Here is a 20,942-nt window from a genome sequence, read left to right as displayed (position 1 = left end):
TATGGATAGAATAGCACAACTAAAGCAATTCATAGGGAAAGAATTTACGGAGTCTCCGTCGCCTTTTATGAAATGGCTCAACCCGATCGTTGTTTCTGTGGAAGAAGGTCAGTTGGAATTTCAATATACCGTAAGGCCGGAATGGCTGAATCCCATGGGAAATCTTCACGGCGGAGTTACTGCCGCGATTTTCGACGACGTCATTGGAGCCACCATGTTTTCTTTAAATGAAAAAACTTTCATCGTAACCGTAAATAATAGCATCGATTATTTTTCAACTGCAAAAGAAAATGATAATATTGTAGCCGAAACTAAAATCATCAAAAGAGGGAAGCAATTTGTAAACGCGCAATGCGAAATCTGGAACGCAGACAAAACACGCTTAATTGCTAGAGGAACCTCTAATTTATTCAAAATCAACAATTAAATGAAAAGAGTTGTCATTACAGGTCTTGGCGCAGTGACGCCTTTGGGAAATACAGTCGAAGAATTTTGGCAAAACAGCATCAATGGAGTGAGTGGTGCCAATAAAATAACTCATTTCGATACAGAAAAATTTAAAGTGCATTTTGCCTGTGAGGTTAAAAATTTTGATCCGAAACTTCATTTAACGCATAATGAAATCAAAAGAAGTGATCTTTTTTCACAATATGCCATGTATTCTACAGCAGAAGCTTTGAAAGATTCGGGGCTGGAGCTGGAAACTATGGATCCGTTTGATATTGGTGTAATCTGGGGAACAGGACAGGGCGGAATGATCACTTTCGAAAATGAAGTGAATGATTTTGCAAAAGGAGACGGAACTCCACGGTTCAATCCGTTTTTCGTTCCTAAATTCATTGCAAATATGGCTTCAGGAATGATTTCCATGAAATATGGGCTTCAGGGAATTAATTACACTACGATTTCTGCCTGTGCAACAGGAAATACTGCTTTGATGGATGCCTTCAATTATATTCGTCTTGGAAAAGCGAAAGTAATTATCAGCGGAGGTTCGGAAGCCGCGATTACAGAAGCTTCTATCGGAGGTTTCTCGAGTATGAAGGCTATGTCTACAAGAAATGATGATTTTGGAACGGCAAGCCGACCTTACGATGCTGACAGAGACGGTTTTGTTATGGGTGAAGGAGCAGGTTCTTTAATTTTGGAAGAATACGAACATGCAAAGGCAAGAGGTGCAAAAATCTATGCAGAATTGGTAGGAGCAGCGATGACAGCCGATGCGTATCACATGACTGCACCTCATCCAGACGGAGTCGGAGCAATAAAAGCGATGCAATTGGCTTTAAAAGAAGCCGAAATTAATGTAGAAGACATTGACTACATCAATCCTCATGCAACCTCTACTCCATTGGGAGATTTGGTTGAATTGAACGGAATCACGAAATTATTTAAAGGAAATAAAAATCTCGACATCAGTGCTACAAAGTCCATGACCGGGCATTTATTAGGTGCTGCTGGAGCTGCAGAAGCGATTCTTTCAATTAAAGCGATTGAAAACGGAATTATTCCGCCAACGATTAATCTTCATAAAATAGATGAAAATATTCCTAAAGATATCAATATTGTTTTTGGGGAAGCAAAGCAAAAGAATATCAATTTTGCCTTAAGTAATGCTTTCGGATTTGGAGGTCATAATGCGACTTTGGTTTTTAAGAAGTTTTCTTAATCTCTTAAATTTAAAATAAATCTCTCGCAGATTTAACTGATAACGCAGATTTATTTTATACGCAAACATCTGGTAAATCAGCATAATCTGCGGGAGAAAAATATAGATTCTTCCTTCGTCAGAATGACAATCCAGATGGAAATTCTCAAAAAATTCAGTACAAATAAAAAAAGCAGTCATATTAGACTGCTTTTCGTTTTATGCTTCTTTCAACCATTCCGAAGATGAAAGATAATTCTGATCGGGATAATAAATAAAAAGAACATTCTTCCCTTTGATTGTATTGATAATCGGTTCTGCCAAAGCTCTCGGAACAGCAGGACAACCCCAGCTTCTTCCGATTCTTTTGTGAGCTGCGGCAAATTCTTCACTTACATAATCTGCGCCATGCATTACAACCGCTCTTTGTAAAGCCGCATCATTAAAACCTTTGTCCATACCTAAAAGTTTCAGTGAATATCCGTTACCACCTTCGTATGTTACATCCGTAACATAGAAACCAAGGCTACTTTGGTAAGAACTTTCTGTATTAGAAAAATTCATTGCAAATTCTTCTCCTGTATTTTTACCATGAGCAACCAGCGAGTTGAACAAAACTTTTTTCTCGTTCATATCGATTACCCAAAGCCTTTTGGTATTGGATGACATTGAGAAATCACAAACCGTTAGTAAATGTGCGCTTTCATCTAATTTCCTCGCTTTCTTAAGATTATTAAATCCTAAAATTGCTTTAGAAAAAACATCAAAATTAAGTTTATGATCTGTTTCGAATAATATAGAATTGTAAAGTTCTTCAGAAGAACTCATTTCTTTGGTATCTTTTTTGGATGTATTGACAGCAACGGTTTTTGTTTCATTTGAGATGGTAACATCTTTTTTCAATTCGGTTTTTTCACCAGAAAAATGGAAAGAAGTTGTGACCATATAAACAATGCCCAATAGGCTATAAAATCCTTTCATAAATATTATGTTAAATTCAAATTGCGGTTACAAATTTATAAAATCATAATTATCAACATGTTAAATATGAAAAAGTTTAACTCAATTTAAGAAACTTTAACTCACACTATTTCAGTTTTCTGAATCAGGAACAAATTCCAGACTTACAGAATTCATACAGTATCTTGCGCCGGTCGGAGCCGGTCCGTCATTAAAAACATGACCTAAATGAGAATCACAACGCTTGCAAAAAACTTCAATTCTTTCCATACCATGAGATGAATCACGGTGATACGCTACTCCATTTTTATCGGCTTCAAAAAAGCTTGGCCAACCGCAGCTGCTCATAAATTTTTGGTTAGAACGGAAAAGATGATTACCACAAACCGCACAGTAATATTCTCCCAATTCATCAAACTCATTATATTTTCCAGTATAAGGTCTTTCGGTCGCTGCTTCTCTTGCAATAGCATATAAGTCTGGAGAAAGAATTTTGAACCACTCGTCATTGGATACATTTAGTTTTGTACTGTCAGTTCTTGAGTAATATGGATTATTTTTTGCTTCGTTTTGCATAGAATTTTGTTTAAAACAGATTAAGTATTGAAAAATTTAACCACAAAAGTCACAAAAGTTTTTCCGTTATAATTAATGCTAAGATAAGCTCACAAAATATAAGTATCCTTTTTAGCAGGAACATTAAGCTTTTAAATATCGTCTAATCCTTTTTTGATTTTTGTGGAAAAAAAATTACAACCAAATTTAGTAAATTTGAGAATATGAATGACGAATCGAAACGAAAACAGCTCAGAAAATATAAAGCTTTTGCCACAGGACTTTTTGTTTTGATGGCGATTATATTTATTGTAACTACTATTCTTCAAAAAAACCATGAGTCACATTGGATTGGTTATGTTCGAGCATTTTCCGAAGCTGCGATGGTCGGGGCTTTAGCAGATTGGTTTGCAGTGACTGCACTTTTTCGTCATCCGCTTGGCTTACCGATTCCGCACACGAATCTTATTGAAAACAGTAAACAAAAACTGGGTGACAACCTGGGAAACTTTGTGGTTTCTAATTTTCTTTCACCTCAAACCATTCGTCCTTATATTCAGAAGCTTAAAATTTCGGGGTTTGTGGGAGAATGGCTTGGAAAAGAGAAAAATCAGGAAGTTTTAATTAAAAATTTATCTGATATCATTCTAGATATTCTAAATAAACTCGATGATTCTGAAGTAAGTCATTTTATAAGCAACAAGGTCTCTGAAATGACCGATAACATTAAACTCAATGCCATTCTCGGAAATGGAATCAACTATCTTTTAGACAAAAACGACCATCAGAAAATCATTACCAATCTTTCAAAACAGATCAAAGATTATATTATCGAAAACGATGAAATGATTCAGGATAGAGTAAAGAAAGGGAGTTATTCTTTTATTCCTTCATTTGTTGATAATAAGATTGCCGATAAAATTGCGAGCGGACTTTCAGATTTTTTTAAAGAAGTTGAAGAAAATCCGAATCACGAAATCCGCGATTTAATTACCAAAAAAATCTATGAATTTTCCCGTGATTTAAAAGAAGATCCGAAATGGAATGACGAGTTTAAAACCATTAAAAATGACCTTTTAAAAAATGATAAATTAGCTGAATATTCAACTGATATCTGGACTTCCATTAAAAAAACACTGATGGAAGAACTTCAAAATGATGATTCTACTTTAAAAACATATCTCTCAAAAAATCTGAATGAATTTTCTCAAAATTTAAAAACCGACGAAAATCTTCAAAATAAAATCGATCATTGGGTGAGAGTGACTGCTTATAAATACATTTTAAGAAACACACATCAAGCTTCAACATTAATAAGCTCGACTGTTGGAAATTGGCAGGGAAAAGAGTTGAGCCAGAAACTGGAACTGGAAGTTGGAAAAGATTTACAATTTATTCGTGTGAATGGAACTTTAGTCGGTGGATTGGTTGGGTTAATTATTTATACAATTTCGCATTTTTTCTTGTAATTTATGGATTTTGAATTATCATTAAAAATGCTTTTGAGAATCATGAGAAAAAAAATTGCCTTTCTATTTTTACTTTGCTCAAATTTTATATTTGCCCAAAATGAACAAATAAGTTTAAACTTTGTTGCTGAAAATTTACTTCCAAAAATTGAAAAGGTGAAAGTTTTTTATGATGGAAAAATAATTGAAAAAACTAAATACGAAGAACAAAATGCTGAAGAAACAATTATTGAAAATATAGTGTGGGACTATCAATTACAAGGAAAAAACAGAAGAGGTCTTAGTAATCAAGAAGTAGACTTTTACAGAAGTTTAAATTTTGAAGAAATTGGCAAATTTGCTAATGTAAAAAATTCAATTCAAAACAACTTAGAAATTCCTAAATCTATAAATTTTAGCAAAATTTTAAAGACTAACAAAAGAAGATCTGGAAAATTTAAATTAACGTCTCAAAAATACAATTTAAAAGTTTCTCCTTCAATTCAACTTAGCGAAAACATTTATCTAACTAGAATTTTTCTCACTAAGCAAGATTTTGAAAAAGGGAGTTATTTTGATATAATTGTACAAAATAATAAAGTCGTTGATTGGCTTGAAATTGGATGGATTCAGTAATAAAAAAGCAAAACCTTATCGATTTTGCTTTCAAATATGTTTTAAATAAAAAATTATCTCGAAATTCTACTTGCTCTGGTCAAAATTTCCTGATTAATATCGTTTATTAATTGCGGACCTTCATAAATAAATCCGGTGTACAACTGAACCAAACTTGCACCGGCATCAAGTTTTTCCATCGCATCTTTTGCAGAATGAATTCCGCCGACTCCAATAATCGGGAAAGCTCGGTTACTTTTATCCGAAAGGTATTTGATCATTTTTGTACTTCGCTCACGAATGGGCTTTCCGCTTAAGCCACCGTTTCCGATTTGCTCTAAAACTTCCGGTGATGTTTTTAATCCTTCTCTGTTAACCGATGTGTTTGAAACTACAATGCCATCAATTTTTGTTTCAGCAATTAGTTCAATAATTTCATCTAATTGATTGTTATTCAAATCCGGAGCAATTTTTAATAAAATTGGTTTTTGTACAGACTTTGATTGGTTGATTTTCTTAACTTCTGTAATTAATTCACGAAGATATTCTACATCTTCCAGTTTGGCGTGACTTCCAACATTTGGACAACTCACATTTAAGACAAAATAATCTACATAAGGATGAAGCCCGTCGAAACAATCCAGGTAATCCTGTGTATAATTTTCCGGAGTTGTATTGGTATTTTTTCCGATGTTTCCACCGATGATGATTTTTCCTTTGTTGCCTTTCAGTTTTTCAATTGCGGCTTCCAAACCTTCATTGTTGAAACCCATTCTATTGATGATTCCGCCATCTTCAATTAAACGGAACAATCTTTTCTTAGGATTTCCAGCCTGAGCTTTTGGCGTTACCGTTCCGATTTCCACAAATCCGAAGCCTAAATCTCCCAATTCATTAAATAAAACCGCATTTTTATCAAAACCGGCAGCCAACCCTACAGGATTTTTAAATTTTAAGCCGAAAACTTCTCTTTCCAGACGTTTGTCTTCAATATGTTTTGGGAAAAATAATTTGGTTAGAAATCCGAAATTTTTGAGCATTGAAAAAGTAAAATGATGAACTTCTTCAGGATCGAATTTAAAAAGAATCGGGCGAATGAGCGATTTGTACATTGAAAAAAAGTTTTACAAAAATACTCATTTTAAAATTAATGGTTTATTGATGTGTGATAGTTTTTATAAAACACAAGTTTCACAAATGTTTTCGCCAATGAACACAAATCTTGCTTGATCTGTTAAATCAGAGAGGTATTTCCAGAGTTTGTCATTCTGCAGGAATCTAAGCTCGAATTATTTATATCATATCTAATACCATGTTTAGATGCTTTCAGCATGACAAACTGTATACTGATGGAAATTAAGAATAAGCACTCAAATCGAAATTCAAAATATTTCCCACCCTTTTAAAATCATCATCTATCGCAGCATTTACCGTAATTTTCTCGTTAGAAACAGGATGATTAAAACTCAATTGATGCGCATGAAGCGTCATTTTGTTGACGCCAAATGTTTGAAGCCATAATTTATTCTGTTTGTTGCAACCATGTTTTCGGCAGCCTAAAATTGGATGCAAAATATGTTTAAAATGCTTTCTCAACTGATGAAATCGTCCCGTTTCAGGGATAGCTTCTACCAAACAATATCTCGAGGTCTGATGTTTTAAAAAAGGTAAATCTATTTCTGATGTCTGCAAACGACGGTAATACGTAATTGCATTCTGCTTGACTTCATTTTCGTTCACCAAATCATAGTCGATCGTTTCTTCTTCTTTTGCCCAACCCCGGAGAATGGCGATGTATTTTTTTTCAACCAGTTTTTCCTCAAATTGAGTGCTCATCATTCTCAGTGTATCTTTATCTAAAGTGAACAACAAGACACCCGAAGTTTTTCGATCTAATCGATGTACCGGATAAACTTTCTGCCCGATCTGCTTTCTCAATTCCTGGATGGCATATGTATCGGCTTCTCCGGAATAAAAAGATTTGTGAACCAACAATCCGCTGGGTTTGTTGATGGCAATTAAATGTTCGTCCTGATAAAGAATTTCTAACATTTTGCAAAACTAAATATAATTAGTTCTACAACTCTCTTTTAAAAGTATAAATAATACCATAAAAAGTTCCTCCATAATCTCTGCTTTCTGCAGTTACCAATTCCCAGCCCTCATTTCCATGCTGGTTTAAAACTTTATCAATTTCAGCTGGTTCATATCTGGTTCCCCAAAATCCTTTAGGTTCAATAATCACTGTTTTATACTCGAATCTTTTTTTCATAATAATTTTTAATTTTAAAAGTACAATAAATTCTATGAGTTTAAATCTAACGGGTTTTTGATTTGCGCAGATTGAGGCTAAATTTAAATTATGCTAAACCTCATAGGTTTTTGAAACCTATGAGGTTTATTTTTATTTAACGCACTTCTGTCAATAGCCCTGATTGCAGCGGCATCCTTTTGTGATGAGGAACGAAGAGCAAAAGATATAGCGGAAAGCAGGTTCCTGGCTACTAAAAATCTGCAACGCAAAAACTTCCAGCATCCCGCTTCCTACTTCCTGCTTTTTCACTATTTTTGCAGTCAAGACGAAAAATTTATGGCAAAGCAAGAAGATGTTTTCAAGAAAGTGATTTCTCACGCTAAAGAATATGGTTTTATTTTCCCTTCGAGTGAGATTTACGATGGTTTATCTGCAGTTTATGACTACGGACAAAACGGTGCAGAACTGAAAAATAATGTCAAACAATACTGGTGGAAAGCGATGGTACAGCTTAACGAAAATATTGTGGGTATTGATTCGGCAATTCTGATGCACCCGACAACTTGGAAAGCTTCAGGCCACGTTGATGCATTCAACGATCCTTTGATTGACAATAAAGATTCTAAAAAACGTTTCAGAGCAGATGTTTTGGTGGAAGACTATTGTGCAAAAATTGAAGATAAAGAGAACAAGGAAATCGAAAAAGCAGCGAAAAGATTTGGTGAGGCTTTTGATAAAGAACAGTTTGTTGCAACGAATCCGAAAATTTTGGAATACAGAGCAAAAAGAGAACAAATTCTTTCAAGGTTGGCAAAATCTCTTGAAAAAGAAGACCTTGCCGATGTAAAAGCTTTAATTGAAGAATTAGAAATCGCTGATCCTGATACAGGTTCTAAAAACTGGACGGAAGTGAGACAATTCAACTTAATGTTCGGAACTAAATTGGGCGCTTCTGCAGATTCTGCGATGGATCTTTATTTGAGACCGGAAACTGCTCAGGGTATTTTCGTTAACTTTTTAAATGTTCAGAAAACATCCCGTCACAGACTTCCTTTCGGTATCGCACAAATCGGTAAAGCATTTAGAAATGAAATCGTTGCGAGACAGTTTATTTTCAGAATGCGTGAATTCGAACAAATGGAAATGCAATTTTTTGTAGCTCCGGGAACTGAACTTGAATTCTATGAACAGTGGAAACAAAAACGTCTGAACTGGCATAAAGCATTAGGTTTAGGTGATGAAAATTACAGATTCCACGATCATGAGAAATTGGCGCACTATGCAAATGCTGCAGCTGATATTGAATTTAATTTCCCGTTTGGATTTAAGGAACTGGAAGGTATCCACTCAAGAACGGATTTCGATTTAAAAGCGCATGAAGAATTCTCAGGAAGAAAGCTTCAGTTTTTCGACCCTGAAAGAAATGAAAACTATGTTCCTTATGTGGTGGAAACTTCTGTAGGTTTAGACCGATTATTCCTTTCTATATTCTCTCATTGTTTAAAAGACGAGACGTTAGAAGACGGTTCAGAAAGAACAGTTTTATCTTTACCACCAGCTTTAGCACCAATTAAAGCGGCGATTCTTCCGTTAATGAAGAAAGACGGTTTGGCAGAATATGCAGAAAATATTTTCAATGATTTAAAATACGATTTTAATTTATTCTACGAAGAAAAAGATGCGATAGGAAAACGTTACAGAAGACAGGATGCGATAGGTACACCTTACTGTATCACCATCGACCACGATTCTTTGACAGATCACACTGTGACGATCAGAGACAGAGACACCATGGTTCAGGAAAGAGTTCCTGTTTCGGAATTGAGAAGAATAATCGATGAGAAAACAAGTTTCAGAAATTTACTTTCTAAAATATAGATCGAAAGCCTTGAGAAATCAGGGCTTTTTTGTTGTTTAATTATTTCTTAAGTTTTGGCTAAAGCCAATCTGCAAACATTTTTTATTAGAGCGGACTAAAGTCCGCCCCTATTGAATAAATCTCAAGAAAAATGCAACCTAAAAATATTTTCTTCAGCATATTTAAACTATCCTTTAATTCATTACATTTGGATTCAAATAATAACTATGAAGAAAATCTCTCTTTTAATGTTTGGATTCATCCAGACATTTGCTTTTTCTCAAACTCAGGATTTAGCCTCTTTAGCTTCAGGACAAAACATCGGAATGAATGCACTTTTTGACACCAAAGACAATTTATATGGCTATGTTTCGATGTATTCTTTAGGCAAAACCGATAAAAAAACTCAGAAATTCGAATATGTACTTTTAGATAAAAACCTTAACCCGGTTGCCAATAAAGAATTTGAGGCGAATATGTTGGTCGCTAATTATCACGGATATGTAGATTTTAAAGGTCAGATTATTCTGCAGCCTTCCGATTTTAATTATTTGCAGGCTTTGGCTAAAGATGCAACACGACCTGTTTCTATGGTTATTGATCCTAAAACCAATACGGTAAAGCCGAAAGTTTATTATGATTACCAGGAAAACGGAACTTTCGTAGAAATTACACAGCCAAAATCATTTAAAGAAGAAAGAAAAGAAACCCGTGCGGAGAAAAAAGACAAAGGATACAACTATCTTTCTTCCGTAGCAGAAATTAAAGAAGGCGGTTATCTTGCAATAGAACTGAATGATTACGGAAAATACGTCAATAAAAACAGCCTGATCAGATTTGACGAAAACAAGAAGCAAATGTGGCGATACAGCTACAATACTGACGGAAGCAAAAAGGTATTTTCAGACCTTACTATTCTTGAAAGAGACGAAAATTTTCTTTACGGAATTCTGAGAAAAGTAAATGACGACGACAAGACTTTCTCGGTTCTTGTCATTGACATGAAGACCGGAAAAGAAGTTTCTAATAAGCCATTAACCGGACTTTCCCCTGAAACCATCTACAATATTGACGCTTTATATTCAAGCGGTCGAAAAATCGATAATGATAAAACGTTCGATGACAAAGTTGTTTATTTAGGCAGAAATTACGAAAAAGGAGATAAAGGTTTTGCCCGTTTGATGCTTGATAAGAAAAGTTATAATGTAGATTTGAAAACAATCAGTTACAAACCCGACCTTTCAGCTCATATTCCTAAGCTCAGTGCAGACGGAGGTGTAGAAAACGGATATTTTCTCCAGACAAAAGACGTCTATTTTATGAGTGACGGAAGTGTCGGAATTCTGTCTGAAAAATTCAAGCCTGAAGGACAATACAGCGCTCCCAAAACGACAGATTTAGTTTATATAAATACTGATAAAGATTTTAAAGTAAAAGATGTTCAGGTTTTTGAAAAAGCAAAATCAAAATGGGTAAACAGCGATTATCTATTTTCACAATATCTGAACGACGGAAAAGATGTTGTATTTTTCTTCAGAGATTATCAGAAAGATCAGGTAACCAAAGAAAAAAAATGGAATCTCTTCATCAATACCGTTGTTGACGGAAAATTCAAGCAGGAAGTTATTCCTATTTCTGAGAAAGACAATTACACCGTTATTCCTTATGTTGCCAAAGAAGGATATATTCTTTTGAGAGAAATTAATGAAAAAGAAAAGTTCAATAAGGTTCGTTTGGAAAGACTGAATTATTAATTAAAAATTGTTGTAAACTAAATTTTAACTAATTTTGATTATAAAATTTAATCATTATGAATTTGGAAGCACGCAAAATATCATTCGTTCAGGAATTCCTGAGAATTGATAATGAAGATATTATCAGTGCTCTTGAAAATTTTCTCCGTAAAAACAGAACAGAAGTTTTTGAACAAAATCTAAAGCCTATGTCAATTGAAAAACTCAATCAGGAAATCGATAAAGCTTTGGATGATGAGGTAAATAACAGATTAACATCTGCTAAAAATCTCAAGCAAAAAGCAGAAAAATGGACTTAGAAGTTTTTTGGACGCAATTTGCCGAAGATAAACTAAAAGACATTTTTTCTTATTACAAATCAAAAGCAAGTATAAAAACCGCACGGAAAATAGTCGGAGAAATTATTGACAAGACCATTAATCTGAGCAAAAATCCCGAAATGGGACAAATTGAAATACTTTTACAACACAGACCTCAACAGTTAGATATTTAGTTTCAGGAAATTACAAAGTAATTTACTATGTAAATGCCAAAGCTCAGAAAATTATAATTGTCAATGTTTTTGATGCACGTCAAAACCCAGAAAAATTAAATCAAACAAAAGAATCCTGATTGAATAATCAGGATTCTTTCTGATAATATTCCGCAATATTTTTTATTTCATCCAGACTTAAATTCCACATAAAATTAAGGAACTGCTGATAACTTTCACTCTGGTTTTTGGGGTCTACTCTATCCAGATAACGGTTTAAATTATAATTTTTTCGTGCCTCATAAATTTTAGCAAAACATTTCCCGAGCCAACTTTTATAATATTTTTCTTCTTCGCCATCCTGTAAAAACTGCAGGCTTGCGTAAATTCCGACTCCATAATCTTCCGAATGATAAAAATTGGGCAGGGTTTCCATTCTTGCAATTTTCTCAAGAACAGCGTACGATTCGGATGCTTTTTCATCTTTTAGTTCAGCTTGCAATTCAGGGAAAAGTTTTTTGAGATTGGTAATTCTTAAGGCAATTTCCGGATGAGATTTCAAAGAATCTTTATTTAGTTTATCGTTAAAATTATTGTAATTATACAGGGAAAAATCTTCTTTTTTAAGCCATTTGTCTTTGAATTCCTGATTCGGAAGTCCGAAATACTTTTTATATGTCTCTATCTTTAATGTTCTTGGTGAAATCGTGTCAAAATCTTCCAGTCTTTTTAAGGTATTGATAAATTCATTTTTCTTAAAATCACTGTTTTTAAAAACGGCATATCCCAAAGAATCCGCCTGCATTTCCTGTTTCCGGTTTTCTGCACCTTTCCTGTAAATCCTGTTTTTTAAAACATTAAAAGCTCTCTGATTACGGTTTTCTTTAGCTGATTTAATGTCCTGAACCACCAATTTATCCAGCTGATCCTGATTGATAAGATTCAGGAAGCTTTTCATCGTGTGTTCTGTAATTTTATGCCCTAATTCATGCGAAATTACGGCGGCTAGCTGGTCATCGTTATTCAGCCAGTTGAAAAGTCCCATATTGATCACAAAAGTTCCGTCTGCAAAACAGTAAGCGTTTGGTGTGTTGTCTTTTGCAATAAGGATTTTTAAATTTTGTGGAATCTGAGGATTGTTTTTTCTCAAACGCTCCAACAGATTTTTCACTTTTGCATCGAAAACAGAGTTGAAAACAAAGTCTTTATTCTTAACTTGTTTTTCAAAGTTTTTCCCGACCTCTTTATAGATTTTAGACAACTCGATGCCCGTTTTCCCTGAATATTGTGTTTTGAGATTTTTTATTAGAAGCTCATTGTTGACCGAGTAATTTTTAATAAAATCTTTTCGTTGAATATAATCTGCAGTATCAATGGTTTTGTACACCTGACCCGAACAAATCACCGAAAAAGAAAGCAGTAAAAAAAAGAGGTATTTTTTTATCATAATCATTCAATAATCACAAAAATAATTCATTTGATAATACATCTATTTTATTTTTAAAATTATTTTAAATTTGTTTAAGACCAACTGCCTATGATCATTCTTGTTTACATCGCCACATTTTTAGTTGCTGTAGCGGTGATTTTTTATTTTTTAGGATATTCTTATCTCTTCAGCGGTATTTCAAAAACCTATTTACGAGGAAGAATGAGTGCCAATATCGATGATGGAAAACTGTTTCGCAGCAATATCATTCACACGTCGAAACCTGTTCTTTGGGATGAGCATCCTGATTACAACAAAAAAGATTTACCTAAAAATATTACTGATGACCTGCTTCATTCCAATACTGCGTCATTTCTTGTCGTGAAAGACGGGAAATTACTTCACGAGCAATATTGGAAGGATTATAATAAACTTTCTAAAACCAATTCTTTTTCAATGGCAAAAGCAGTAACTGTAATGCTCTTGGGAAAGGCTTTAGAGGAAGGAAAAATCGAAAATATTGATCATAAATTTTCTGAATACTATGAAGAATTTAAAAACAAACCTTTCGGAAGAGATCTCACCTTAAAGAATCTTGCTCAGATGGAATCGGGGCTTGATTGGGATGAAAATTATAACAATCCTTTTCTTCCCAATGCAAAAGCTTATTATGGAAGAAGTCTCATTAAGGCTACATTTTCGAGAAGATTTAAAGAAAAACCGGGTGAAAGATTTGAATATCAAAGCGGCTCAACCCAGCTTTTAGGATTTGCGATAAAAAAGGCAGTTAATCAGTCTTTATCGAGCTATTTATCTCAAAAATTCTGGATTCCGATGGGAATGGAGCAAAATGCAGAATGGAGCGTCGACGAAAGCGGAATGGAAAAAACATATTGCTGTATTCACTCCAACTCAAGGGATTTTGCAAAACTCGGGCAATTGTTTTTGGATGACGGAAAAGTGGGAGATGAGCAAATTTTAAATTTAGATTTTATAGAAAAAATGCGAACGCCTACCCAAAAATCCGGAGAAATTTACGGGATGGGATTTTGGATCAATCATGATAATCCGATTAAACATTATTATTTCTTAGGTTTACAAGGACAATACATCATCATGATACCGGAGCACAAAATGGTTATTGTGAGAACCGGAAGTCATATGAACAATCCTAAAAACGACAGAGGAAGACCGGATCAGGTGAAGTTTTTGGTGAATGAAACGGTGAAGTTGTTTGTTTAAAAAGGCTAAGGTTGAGTTTGAGAATATTTTTTGAACCATTAAGTTTAATTAAGATTTAAGATGATTTAAGGATTTCTAAAGAAATTTATTAAGTAGGTCTGAATTTAGATTGATCTGAATCTTAAAAAAGCCTTACAAACTAAAAATCATAATGTTTAAACTTCATTTAAAGTAAAACATGGAAAAATACAATCCTTTAGTGGATAAATATATTGAGAAGTCTGCAGATTTTGCAAAACCGATTTTAAATTATCTCCGGGAAACTGTTCATGAGGTTTGTCCTGATGCGGAAGAAGCGATCAAATGGAAGTTCCCGACGTTTATGTACAAAGGAAAAATTCTTTGTTCGACCGTTTCGTTTAAACAATATTGCAGCATGGGATTCTGGCTACATGATGAAATGACAACGATAAAAAATCTTGAAACTGATGTCGAAAAAACCAATATGTTCAGCTTAGGAAAGATTACCAGGCTGGAAGATTTGCCATCCAAACCTCAGCTTAAAAAAATTATTCTCGAAGCCGTGGAACTTACCGATATGGGAGTGACGATGAAAAAAGCTCCCCCTTCAAAAGTTGAAATCGAAGTTCCCTATTATTTTCATAACGTTTTAGATCAAAACAAAAAAGCATTGGAAATTTTTCAAAAATCATCGCCTTCTTTCAGAAAAGAATACATCAATTGGATTATTGATGCTAAAACTGAAGCTACCCGAAATAAAAGAATCGAACAGGCAATAGAATGGATTTCCGAAGGAAAAGGCAGGAATTGGAAATATGAGAAAAAGAAGTGATTGGGCGGGAAGTTAGATGATGGAAGCTGGAGGTTTACAAGATTGAAACAATTTTAATTTTAAACTAAATTTTTAGTGGAATCTGAAATTAGCTTCCGGTAGCGTATTATTTTTAAGGAAAGCTTCGTATTCCGGAGATAATTGAGCACGTCCCCAAGTATTTTTTCCACTCATGCTTCCGAGGCGCACTTTATCTTTACCGTACTTTTTATTCATCGCATCCATTGCTCTCATCACTGGCAAATGTTGATTTTGAGTATCTTCTTCAAATAAATTAATCAATCTCTGGTCTTCAGGTACAAAATCATTGACAATGACTCCTGCTTTTTTATAATGAAAACCTTCTTCAAAAATAGATTCAAACAAATCGTTTACAACCCTTCCAATAAGAATTGAGGAGTTTGTCGGATTGGGCAGGATCTGAGTTCTAGCATTTCTGTATTCTGGTAAATCTTTCCGGAAACGGTTGGTCTGTACAAAAACTGTAACCATTTTACAACAGGTATTTTGTTTTCTTAGCCTTTCAGAACAATACATTCCGAAAGTTTCCACACGTTCACGAACCTCTTCTTTTTTGGTAAGCATCTGCATAAAGCTTCTCGTCACCGCAATAGATTTTTTGGGTGATGGTGAATCTAATTCCAACTGACGAATTCCTTTCAGCTCGTTGATCATTCTTACCCCGTGAATTCCCATGACTTTCCGCACCCACATTTCCGGTTTTTGAAGTAGATCCCATGCTTTGTGAACACCATTGTCATGCATTTTTATGGCAAGCCTTCTCCCGATTCCCCAAACATCACCAATTTCTAACCATTTTAAGGCCTTTTCTATTTTTTCGGGAGTATCTAAAGCAAAAACTCCGTTGAATCTTTCAGGATCTTTTTTTACAATTCTGTTTGCAATCTTACACAATGTTTTCGTTGGAGCAATACCAATACTTACGGGAATCTTGGCCTTACTTTTAATTTCTTCTTTTAATTGAATACAGTAATTAAAAATATCAACATATTTAAAACTTGTAAGATCCAGAAAAAGTTCATCAATACTGTAAACCTCATAATCCTTTTCTCCAACATAAGATTTTGAAATTTCGATAACCTCCTGGCTTTTAAAATTATACAGTTCGAATTTTGCAGAGAAACATTTTACATTATGCTTTTTAAAAAGCTCTTTATATTTAAACGCCGGAGCCGCCATCGGAATTCCTAAATCTTTGGCTTCCTTGCTTCTCGACACAACACATCCGTCGTTGTTGGAAAGTACAACAACAGGCTTATTTTCAAGTTCCGGATTGAGCGTTCGCTCACAGGAAACAAAGAAATTATTGCAGTCGACTAAAGCATACATGGAGTAAAAATTGCTATTTTAAAATACAAATCTATAACTTTAAAATAGAATATTATGTTTAATCAAAAACTTTAACATTGACATTATTAATTTAAAAATCAACCAGTTAGATAACTTTAAATACGTCAAGATTTGTCGCATTAATGTATTAATCAGCATCTTGAAAAAATGTATTTTTTAATTTAAAAATGGTGATTTTTATTTTTGAACACGTCAAGTTTTGGCGCAACATACCTCTACATTTGTTTCAGAAAAAAATTAAAAATTATGGATAAAGTAACCCAACAAAGAATTGAGAAATTGCATCCTTTTGTAAGAGAGGAAGTAAAACAAATTATTAAAGAATGCGATGCAGCATTAACAGGAAAAGCCAAAATCAGAATTACCCAGGGACTGCGAAGTTTTGAGGAACAGGAAAAACTGTATGCCATCGGAAGAGTGACTTCAGGAAAAAAAGTGACCAATGCCAAAGCAGGACAAAGCATCCACAATTACGGTTTGGCAGTCGATATGTGTTTAATCATCGACGGAAAAACAGCAAGTTGGGACACTGCAAAAGATTGGGACAACGACAAAATCGCCGACTGGTACGAATGTGTGAAAATTTTCGCAAAACATGGTTGGGACTGGGGTGGAAACTGGAAAACATTCAAAGATCTTCCTCATTTCGAGAAGAAGAATTTTCCGACTAAAAAGGGGTTGGTAAAAACGAGTTGGAGAGCGCTTTCTAAGCTGAAAAGGGATAAGGATGGATATGTGATATTTTAAATTTTATACGTCGAGTTTTGGCGCGGTGGGGAAATAGTTTTGTATTTGAAACAAAAAACAAAATTATGAAACAATTTAACGATGAATGGAGTGACAGTTTATCCGAATTTAAAATGCTTTCTTTTAAAGAAGTGAGTGCAGGATTTGAAGGAAATAAAAATCTTTTACAAGGAATACAGAAACCTAATCCAGAAAATACGGAATATAAAGATGACGAATATATCAACCTTACAGATCTTTTAGACAGAATTAGGCTCTCCTACAGAAATGGCAGTGAAATGCAATATGTATTTTCAGAATATTTCAATGATACACCACAAATGTATATCATGGATAATAATAAAAACCATATTGACATTTCAGCAAGAATTGCGTTGAAAAATGGCACTATTAAAGTTTCTCAAAATCTCGGAAGCGAGCCTTTTATGGAAGTGTTTTTTGATGATAAAAAACGTTTAACCTATACTCTTTCTTTTCGTTACTCAGGATCTAGACAAGTCGCAATAATGTTAAGAACGTATAGCTTTAAAGAATACAGAAATCTATTACTTTATTTAGGTTATGGAGATGTGGAAACGGATTATGATGCATCTAAATTTTTTATCAAAGAATTTACTGACTTTCTAAAAGACACTCAAAACACAGCAGATGATCTATACAAAGTATATGCAGATTTGCCAAAAAGTTTTGTTGTACACATACATCTTAGTACTGAAAAAGTTGTAGATCATCTCAAAATTCTTACAGATGTAGATGATACAGGCTGGTTTAGCTGGACAAAAGATACAAGTTCTTTGTTGATTACTTTGATGGCAATGTTTCGGGATTATGATAAAGTTGTAGATTATTTCAATGAAAATCCCAAATTCGTTAATGAGATTTATGATAATCTTGATGGGTACTCTGATTTCTTAGGCAAACCTGTTTCCAACCGAATACACTTCGCTTCTATATTAAGTAAGTTTATACAACAAGATCAAGAAGCAAAAACAAAAATCACCAATAGTCTCACCAATTACGGTAATTATTATATAGAATCAAATATTTTGGAATTGAATGATACTCTTAATACCATTAAAGGAATTGTCAGCTTTGATTGGGATTTCGATTATAAGGATGCTATTTTCTTACAGCAAAAAAGAAAAGTAGCAAAAACCAGAGAACGTCCACTAATAGGACAAGATGGAGAGCCAATAAATGATATTACAGCAGATGAAACAATTGTTGTAGATGAGGATATAGATCCAGGATATTTTTATAATCCAATGAGTCCGGTAACTTATTTGGATAAAGAAGGAAATTCACATTTAGTGACTGCGTTATTTATAAAAGCGATTGCTGATGAGAAAGAATGGGCGGAAGTGATGCATCATATCCGTATTGGTGGGGATATTTTGGCTATAATCGCAGGGTTTATGACAATGGGATTAACTGCTGAGTTTTCTGTATTGGCTGTTGCAGATATAGGTTTGGCAGGTGTAGATTTGGCATTGATGAGCGAATGGCTTCAAAAATGGTTATCCCAATATCCGGAAGGAAGATGGTTTGTAGAAAACTGGGATTTAATCTATGCTTTTGTGGGCGCAGGAATAATGAGCGTTGTAGTAATGGAAGGTATTCTTATATATGGTCCTGCTCTTTTGGAAAATTTAAAGAACATTAAAAATGCACCTTCCAATTATCGTAGTTTTATTACGCAACTAGATGAGCTCGTAAAAGAAGTTTATAAGTATGAAAGTAAATTGATTCGACAAGGCAATATAGAAGAGGTTATAATTGCTGCAAAGCAAAACAGTTCTGGACTTATAAAAAAAGTCTTGAAAACGATTTTTTCTGAAAGTACAGAAGTATTTTTAAGAGGAGCAGCAGAAAATCTTGTAGAAAAAGGCTTTTCTATTATAAAAAAAGGTGAAGATTATATTGTTTCTTATAAAGGAGTAGAAATACTAAAAGGAAAAGATAGATTGGCTGGAGAATTTTTACGGTCTGCTCATTTTTCTACACGACAGGGTTTTCGTAATTTTATTGCAGTTTATGTAAACAAAGTTGTAGCTCATGGTTTTTTACATAATGCAACCAGTGGGGCGAAGTTACTAGGAAATGAAGACTTAGGAACATTTTTAGTAGGAAGCTTTGGATCAGATTTGCAAAATATTTTAAAAGAGCTAGATTATCCCGAGCTTATTGATAAAGCAATGCTTAAAAGTGGCTACCCTTTTAATGCGCCGAAGGGACAAAAGTTTAATCTTTTAAATGTTTCAGATGAAATATATACAGAAGCTATTGCAAAGGGGGGATTTTTTACCAATGTAAATTCTAAATGGGTAGATGCTGCGGTAAGGCAAAAAGTCGAAGTGGTGATTATGTCGAACGAAAAGTATTTAAGAAATTGGGAGAAATTAGCTGATGGTACAAGAAAATCTACATTATCTGGCTTTGGCAAAGAGATACATAGATTTGAATGGAAACATGGATATAGGCTTGACGTAAAGACAAAGAGAATGCTATCTCCAGAACAATTAAAGGGAAAAAAATTTCCTACACTAACTCAGTTTAATGAATATACGATAAAATAATTAAATATTAATACGATGGAAATAACAAACTATAAAGTCTTTATAAAAGAAACTTACTTAGATTTAATAACTAAGTTTAATTTAAATATTGTTGAAAAGAACAATTATATTATAGAATTGAAAAATAGTAATACAGTAATAGAATTTTTTACAGAATATAGAGTCGATAATAAAATAGGGATTGTCCTAACTAATAAAGGATTGAAAAAGTACATTGATGTTTTAAGTATTCCGAGTCTTAATGGAGCATCTGATCCGTTCTCATTTATGTCAAATGAAGAAAATACCAAAGCAAATTCATTTAATGATCCAATAAAGGAATTTATTTATATTTCATTTCTCATACTTAAACAAAATGAATCATTTCTTAAATAATTTTAAAGTCGTCAGAAATGGCGACTTTTTGTTTTAACAGGTTTTGGTAAAGAAGTTCATCGCTTTGAATGGAAACATGATTACAGATTTAATCCAAAAACAAAAAGGATGATACCACCAAGTGAAGCAAGAGGTTTAAAGCCTTTAACTAAATATGAAGAGTATAAAATAGTAGATTAATTATTAAAAAATTTAAAACAATGGAAATAACACAATATGTAGGTTTTATAAAAGAGCAATTCAAAGATATTGCTACAGAGTATGGATTTAACTGGAGACAACAGAATGCAGGAATTCTTTTTTTAGAAAAAAAAATGTAACTATCCGGTTTGCAACACATTATAGAGAAGATGGAGTAACTTTTACAATTTATAATAACGCAAAAAAACAATCTTACAGTTTCAGTACACTATTAGAAAAATTAGGATATGAAAGTTTATTTGACATACTAGATGATGGTGAAAAACAGATTAATGAAGGACATAAAGGAACTATAAAATGTCTTATATATCCAGCAGCAATTTTATTAAAAAAACATTTTCCAGCATTATTAGAGGGAGATTTTTCCTCTGTAGGAAAAGGAAATCCTTTATAAAAGTAAAACCGTCAGCAATGGCGGTTTTACTTTTATAAAGGATTGTATCGTTTTGAATGGAAATATGGGTATCGTTTTGATCCCCGGCTGCTGCACGATTGTATCGTGTGGCTTTTTCTTTTACATGCCCTCTCAAAAGTTTTATTTTTATTAAGAAACAAAGATGATCAGAGTAATGCTGCAGTATTGTAGTTTTAGAATGTTTGCCTTTTAAAGAATAACCACACGAAGGGATTCGTGCGGCAGCGGG

General features: G+C 33.7%; 21 protein-coding genes. 13 read left to right on the top strand and 8 right to left on the bottom strand.

From position 1 onward, the window contains the following. The first annotated feature begins 1 nt into the window (after position 1). Positions 2 to 427, top strand: coding sequence for a PaaI family thioesterase (locus BA768_RS15375; protein ID WP_065721470.1), 426 nt, complete (start codon positions 2 to 4; stop codon positions 425 to 427). After that, a complete protein-coding gene (gene fabF / locus BA768_RS15370) occupies positions 428 to 1,669 on the top strand; it encodes a beta-ketoacyl-ACP synthase II (protein WP_065721469.1) in 1,242 nt (413 codons plus the stop codon). 198 nt (positions 1,670 to 1,867) lie between these two features. On the opposite strand, the gene BA768_RS15365 is transcribed toward fabF, so the two are convergent. Then, positions 1,868 to 2,629 (bottom strand): murein L,D-transpeptidase catalytic domain family protein, encoded by a 762-nt coding sequence (locus BA768_RS15365; protein WP_065721468.1) that lies wholly within the window; start codon positions 2,627 to 2,629, stop codon positions 1,868 to 1,870. 111 nt (positions 2,630 to 2,740) lie between these two features. Beyond that, positions 2,741 to 3,184 carry a peptide-methionine (R)-S-oxide reductase MsrB gene (gene msrB, locus BA768_RS15360; RefSeq protein ID WP_083206700.1) on the bottom strand — a complete coding sequence of 148 codons (444 nt, stop codon included), beginning with the start codon at positions 3,182 to 3,184 and terminating at the stop codon, positions 2,741 to 2,743. Positions 3,185 to 3,387: 203 nt separating this feature from the next. On the opposite strand from msrB, the gene BA768_RS15355 reads away from it, so the two are divergent. Both BA768_RS15355 and BA768_RS15350 read left to right on the top strand, forming a co-directional pair. After that, positions 3,388 to 4,632, top strand: coding sequence for a DUF445 domain-containing protein (locus BA768_RS15355; protein ID WP_065721466.1), 1,245 nt, complete (start codon positions 3,388 to 3,390; stop codon positions 4,630 to 4,632). A 3-nt stretch (positions 4,633 to 4,635) separates the two neighbouring features. Beyond that, entirely contained in the window at positions 4,636 to 5,247 is a 612-nt protein-coding gene (locus BA768_RS15350; RefSeq protein ID WP_065721465.1) for a hypothetical protein, read from the top strand. A gap of 53 nt (positions 5,248 to 5,300) precedes the next feature. Here the strand turns inward: BA768_RS15350 and BA768_RS15345 are convergent, their stop codons facing one another. The 3 genes from BA768_RS15345 to BA768_RS15335 form a co-directional block, all read right to left on the bottom strand. Further along, the gene (locus BA768_RS15345) at positions 5,301 to 6,338 is read right to left on the bottom strand and encodes a quinone-dependent dihydroorotate dehydrogenase (RefSeq protein ID WP_065721464.1); all 1,038 of its coding nucleotides are present in this window, start codon (positions 6,336 to 6,338) and stop codon (positions 5,301 to 5,303) included. 244 nt (positions 6,339 to 6,582) lie between these two features. Then, positions 6,583 to 7,278 carry a pseudouridine synthase gene (locus tag BA768_RS15340; protein ID WP_034677832.1) on the bottom strand — a complete coding sequence of 232 codons (696 nt, stop codon included), beginning with the start codon at positions 7,276 to 7,278 and terminating at the stop codon, positions 6,583 to 6,585. Between the two features lie 25 nt (positions 7,279 to 7,303). Further along, positions 7,304 to 7,498 carry a DUF4177 domain-containing protein gene (locus BA768_RS15335; RefSeq protein WP_034677831.1) on the bottom strand — a complete coding sequence of 65 codons (195 nt, stop codon included), beginning with the start codon at positions 7,496 to 7,498 and terminating at the stop codon, positions 7,304 to 7,306. Between the two features lie 318 nt (positions 7,499 to 7,816). On the opposite strand from BA768_RS15335, the gene BA768_RS15330 reads away from it, so the two are divergent. From BA768_RS15330 to BA768_RS20950, 4 genes are all read left to right on the top strand, one after another. Then, positions 7,817 to 9,358, top strand: coding sequence for a glycine--tRNA ligase (locus BA768_RS15330; protein ID WP_065721463.1), 1,542 nt, complete (start codon positions 7,817 to 7,819; stop codon positions 9,356 to 9,358). Positions 9,359 to 9,565: 207 nt separating this feature from the next. Continuing rightward, positions 9,566 to 11,092, top strand: a complete 1,527-nt coding sequence (locus BA768_RS15325; protein ID WP_065721462.1) for a hypothetical protein — start codon at positions 9,566 to 9,568, stop codon at positions 11,090 to 11,092. Between the two features lie 56 nt (positions 11,093 to 11,148). After that, positions 11,149 to 11,391, top strand: a complete 243-nt coding sequence (locus BA768_RS15320; protein ID WP_065721461.1) for a hypothetical protein — start codon at positions 11,149 to 11,151, stop codon at positions 11,389 to 11,391. Then, on the top strand, positions 11,382 to 11,585 hold the full coding sequence (locus BA768_RS20950) for a type II toxin-antitoxin system RelE/ParE family toxin (protein WP_083206699.1): 204 nt from the start codon (positions 11,382 to 11,384) through the stop codon (positions 11,583 to 11,585). Before BA768_RS15320 ends, BA768_RS20950 begins: the two co-directional genes overlap by 10 nt. A 127-nt stretch (positions 11,586 to 11,712) precedes the next feature. Here the strand turns inward: BA768_RS20950 and BA768_RS15310 are convergent, their stop codons facing one another. After that, positions 11,713 to 13,011, bottom strand: coding sequence for a M48 family metalloprotease (locus tag BA768_RS15310; protein WP_083206698.1), 1,299 nt, complete (start codon positions 13,009 to 13,011; stop codon positions 11,713 to 11,715). A 90-nt stretch (positions 13,012 to 13,101) separates the two neighbouring features. On the opposite strand from BA768_RS15310, the gene BA768_RS15305 reads away from it, so the two are divergent. Beyond that, positions 13,102 to 14,235 (top strand): serine hydrolase domain-containing protein, encoded by a 1,134-nt coding sequence (locus BA768_RS15305; protein WP_065721459.1) that lies wholly within the window; start codon positions 13,102 to 13,104, stop codon positions 14,233 to 14,235. Between the two features lie 178 nt (positions 14,236 to 14,413). Continuing rightward, a complete protein-coding gene (locus BA768_RS15300; protein WP_065721458.1) occupies positions 14,414 to 15,028 on the top strand; it encodes a YdeI/OmpD-associated family protein in 615 nt (204 codons plus the stop codon). A gap of 72 nt (positions 15,029 to 15,100) precedes the next feature. Here BA768_RS15300 and BA768_RS15295 read toward each other — a convergent pair whose 3' ends face one another. Continuing rightward, entirely contained in the window at positions 15,101 to 16,378 is a 1,278-nt protein-coding gene (locus BA768_RS15295; protein WP_065721457.1) for a Y-family DNA polymerase, read from the bottom strand. 267 nt (positions 16,379 to 16,645) lie between these two features. Here BA768_RS15295 and BA768_RS15290 point away from each other — a divergent pair, with 267 nt between their 5' ends. The 3 genes from BA768_RS15290 to BA768_RS15280 all read left to right on the top strand — a co-directional run bounded on the left by BA768_RS15290 (position 16,646) and on the right by BA768_RS15280 (position 20,097). Next, complete coding sequence (locus tag BA768_RS15290; RefSeq protein ID WP_065721456.1) at positions 16,646 to 17,146, top strand: M15 family metallopeptidase; 501 nt, start codon at positions 16,646 to 16,648, stop codon at positions 17,144 to 17,146. Positions 17,147 to 17,211: 65 nt separating this feature from the next. After that, positions 17,212 to 19,722 carry a hypothetical protein gene (locus tag BA768_RS15285; protein ID WP_065721455.1) on the top strand — a complete coding sequence of 837 codons (2,511 nt, stop codon included), beginning with the start codon at positions 17,212 to 17,214 and terminating at the stop codon, positions 19,720 to 19,722. A 15-nt stretch (positions 19,723 to 19,737) separates the two neighbouring features. Continuing rightward, a complete protein-coding gene (locus tag BA768_RS15280) occupies positions 19,738 to 20,097 on the top strand; it encodes a hypothetical protein (RefSeq protein WP_065721454.1) in 360 nt (119 codons plus the stop codon). A 503-nt stretch (positions 20,098 to 20,600) separates the two neighbouring features. Here the strand turns inward: BA768_RS15280 and BA768_RS15275 are convergent. Next, entirely contained in the window at positions 20,601 to 20,828 is a 228-nt protein-coding gene (locus tag BA768_RS15275) for a hypothetical protein (RefSeq protein ID WP_065721453.1), read from the bottom strand. Positions 20,829 to 20,942 lie beyond the last annotated feature (114 nt).

It is taken from the genome of Chryseobacterium sp. CBo1, from assembly GCF_001693475.1.
GTDB classification, from domain to species: Bacteria; Bacteroidota; Bacteroidia; order Flavobacteriales; family Weeksellaceae; genus Chryseobacterium; species Chryseobacterium formosense.
The sequence above is the reverse complement of the archived record's forward strand: the minus strand, read 5'-3'. Positions and strand labels throughout refer to the sequence as shown.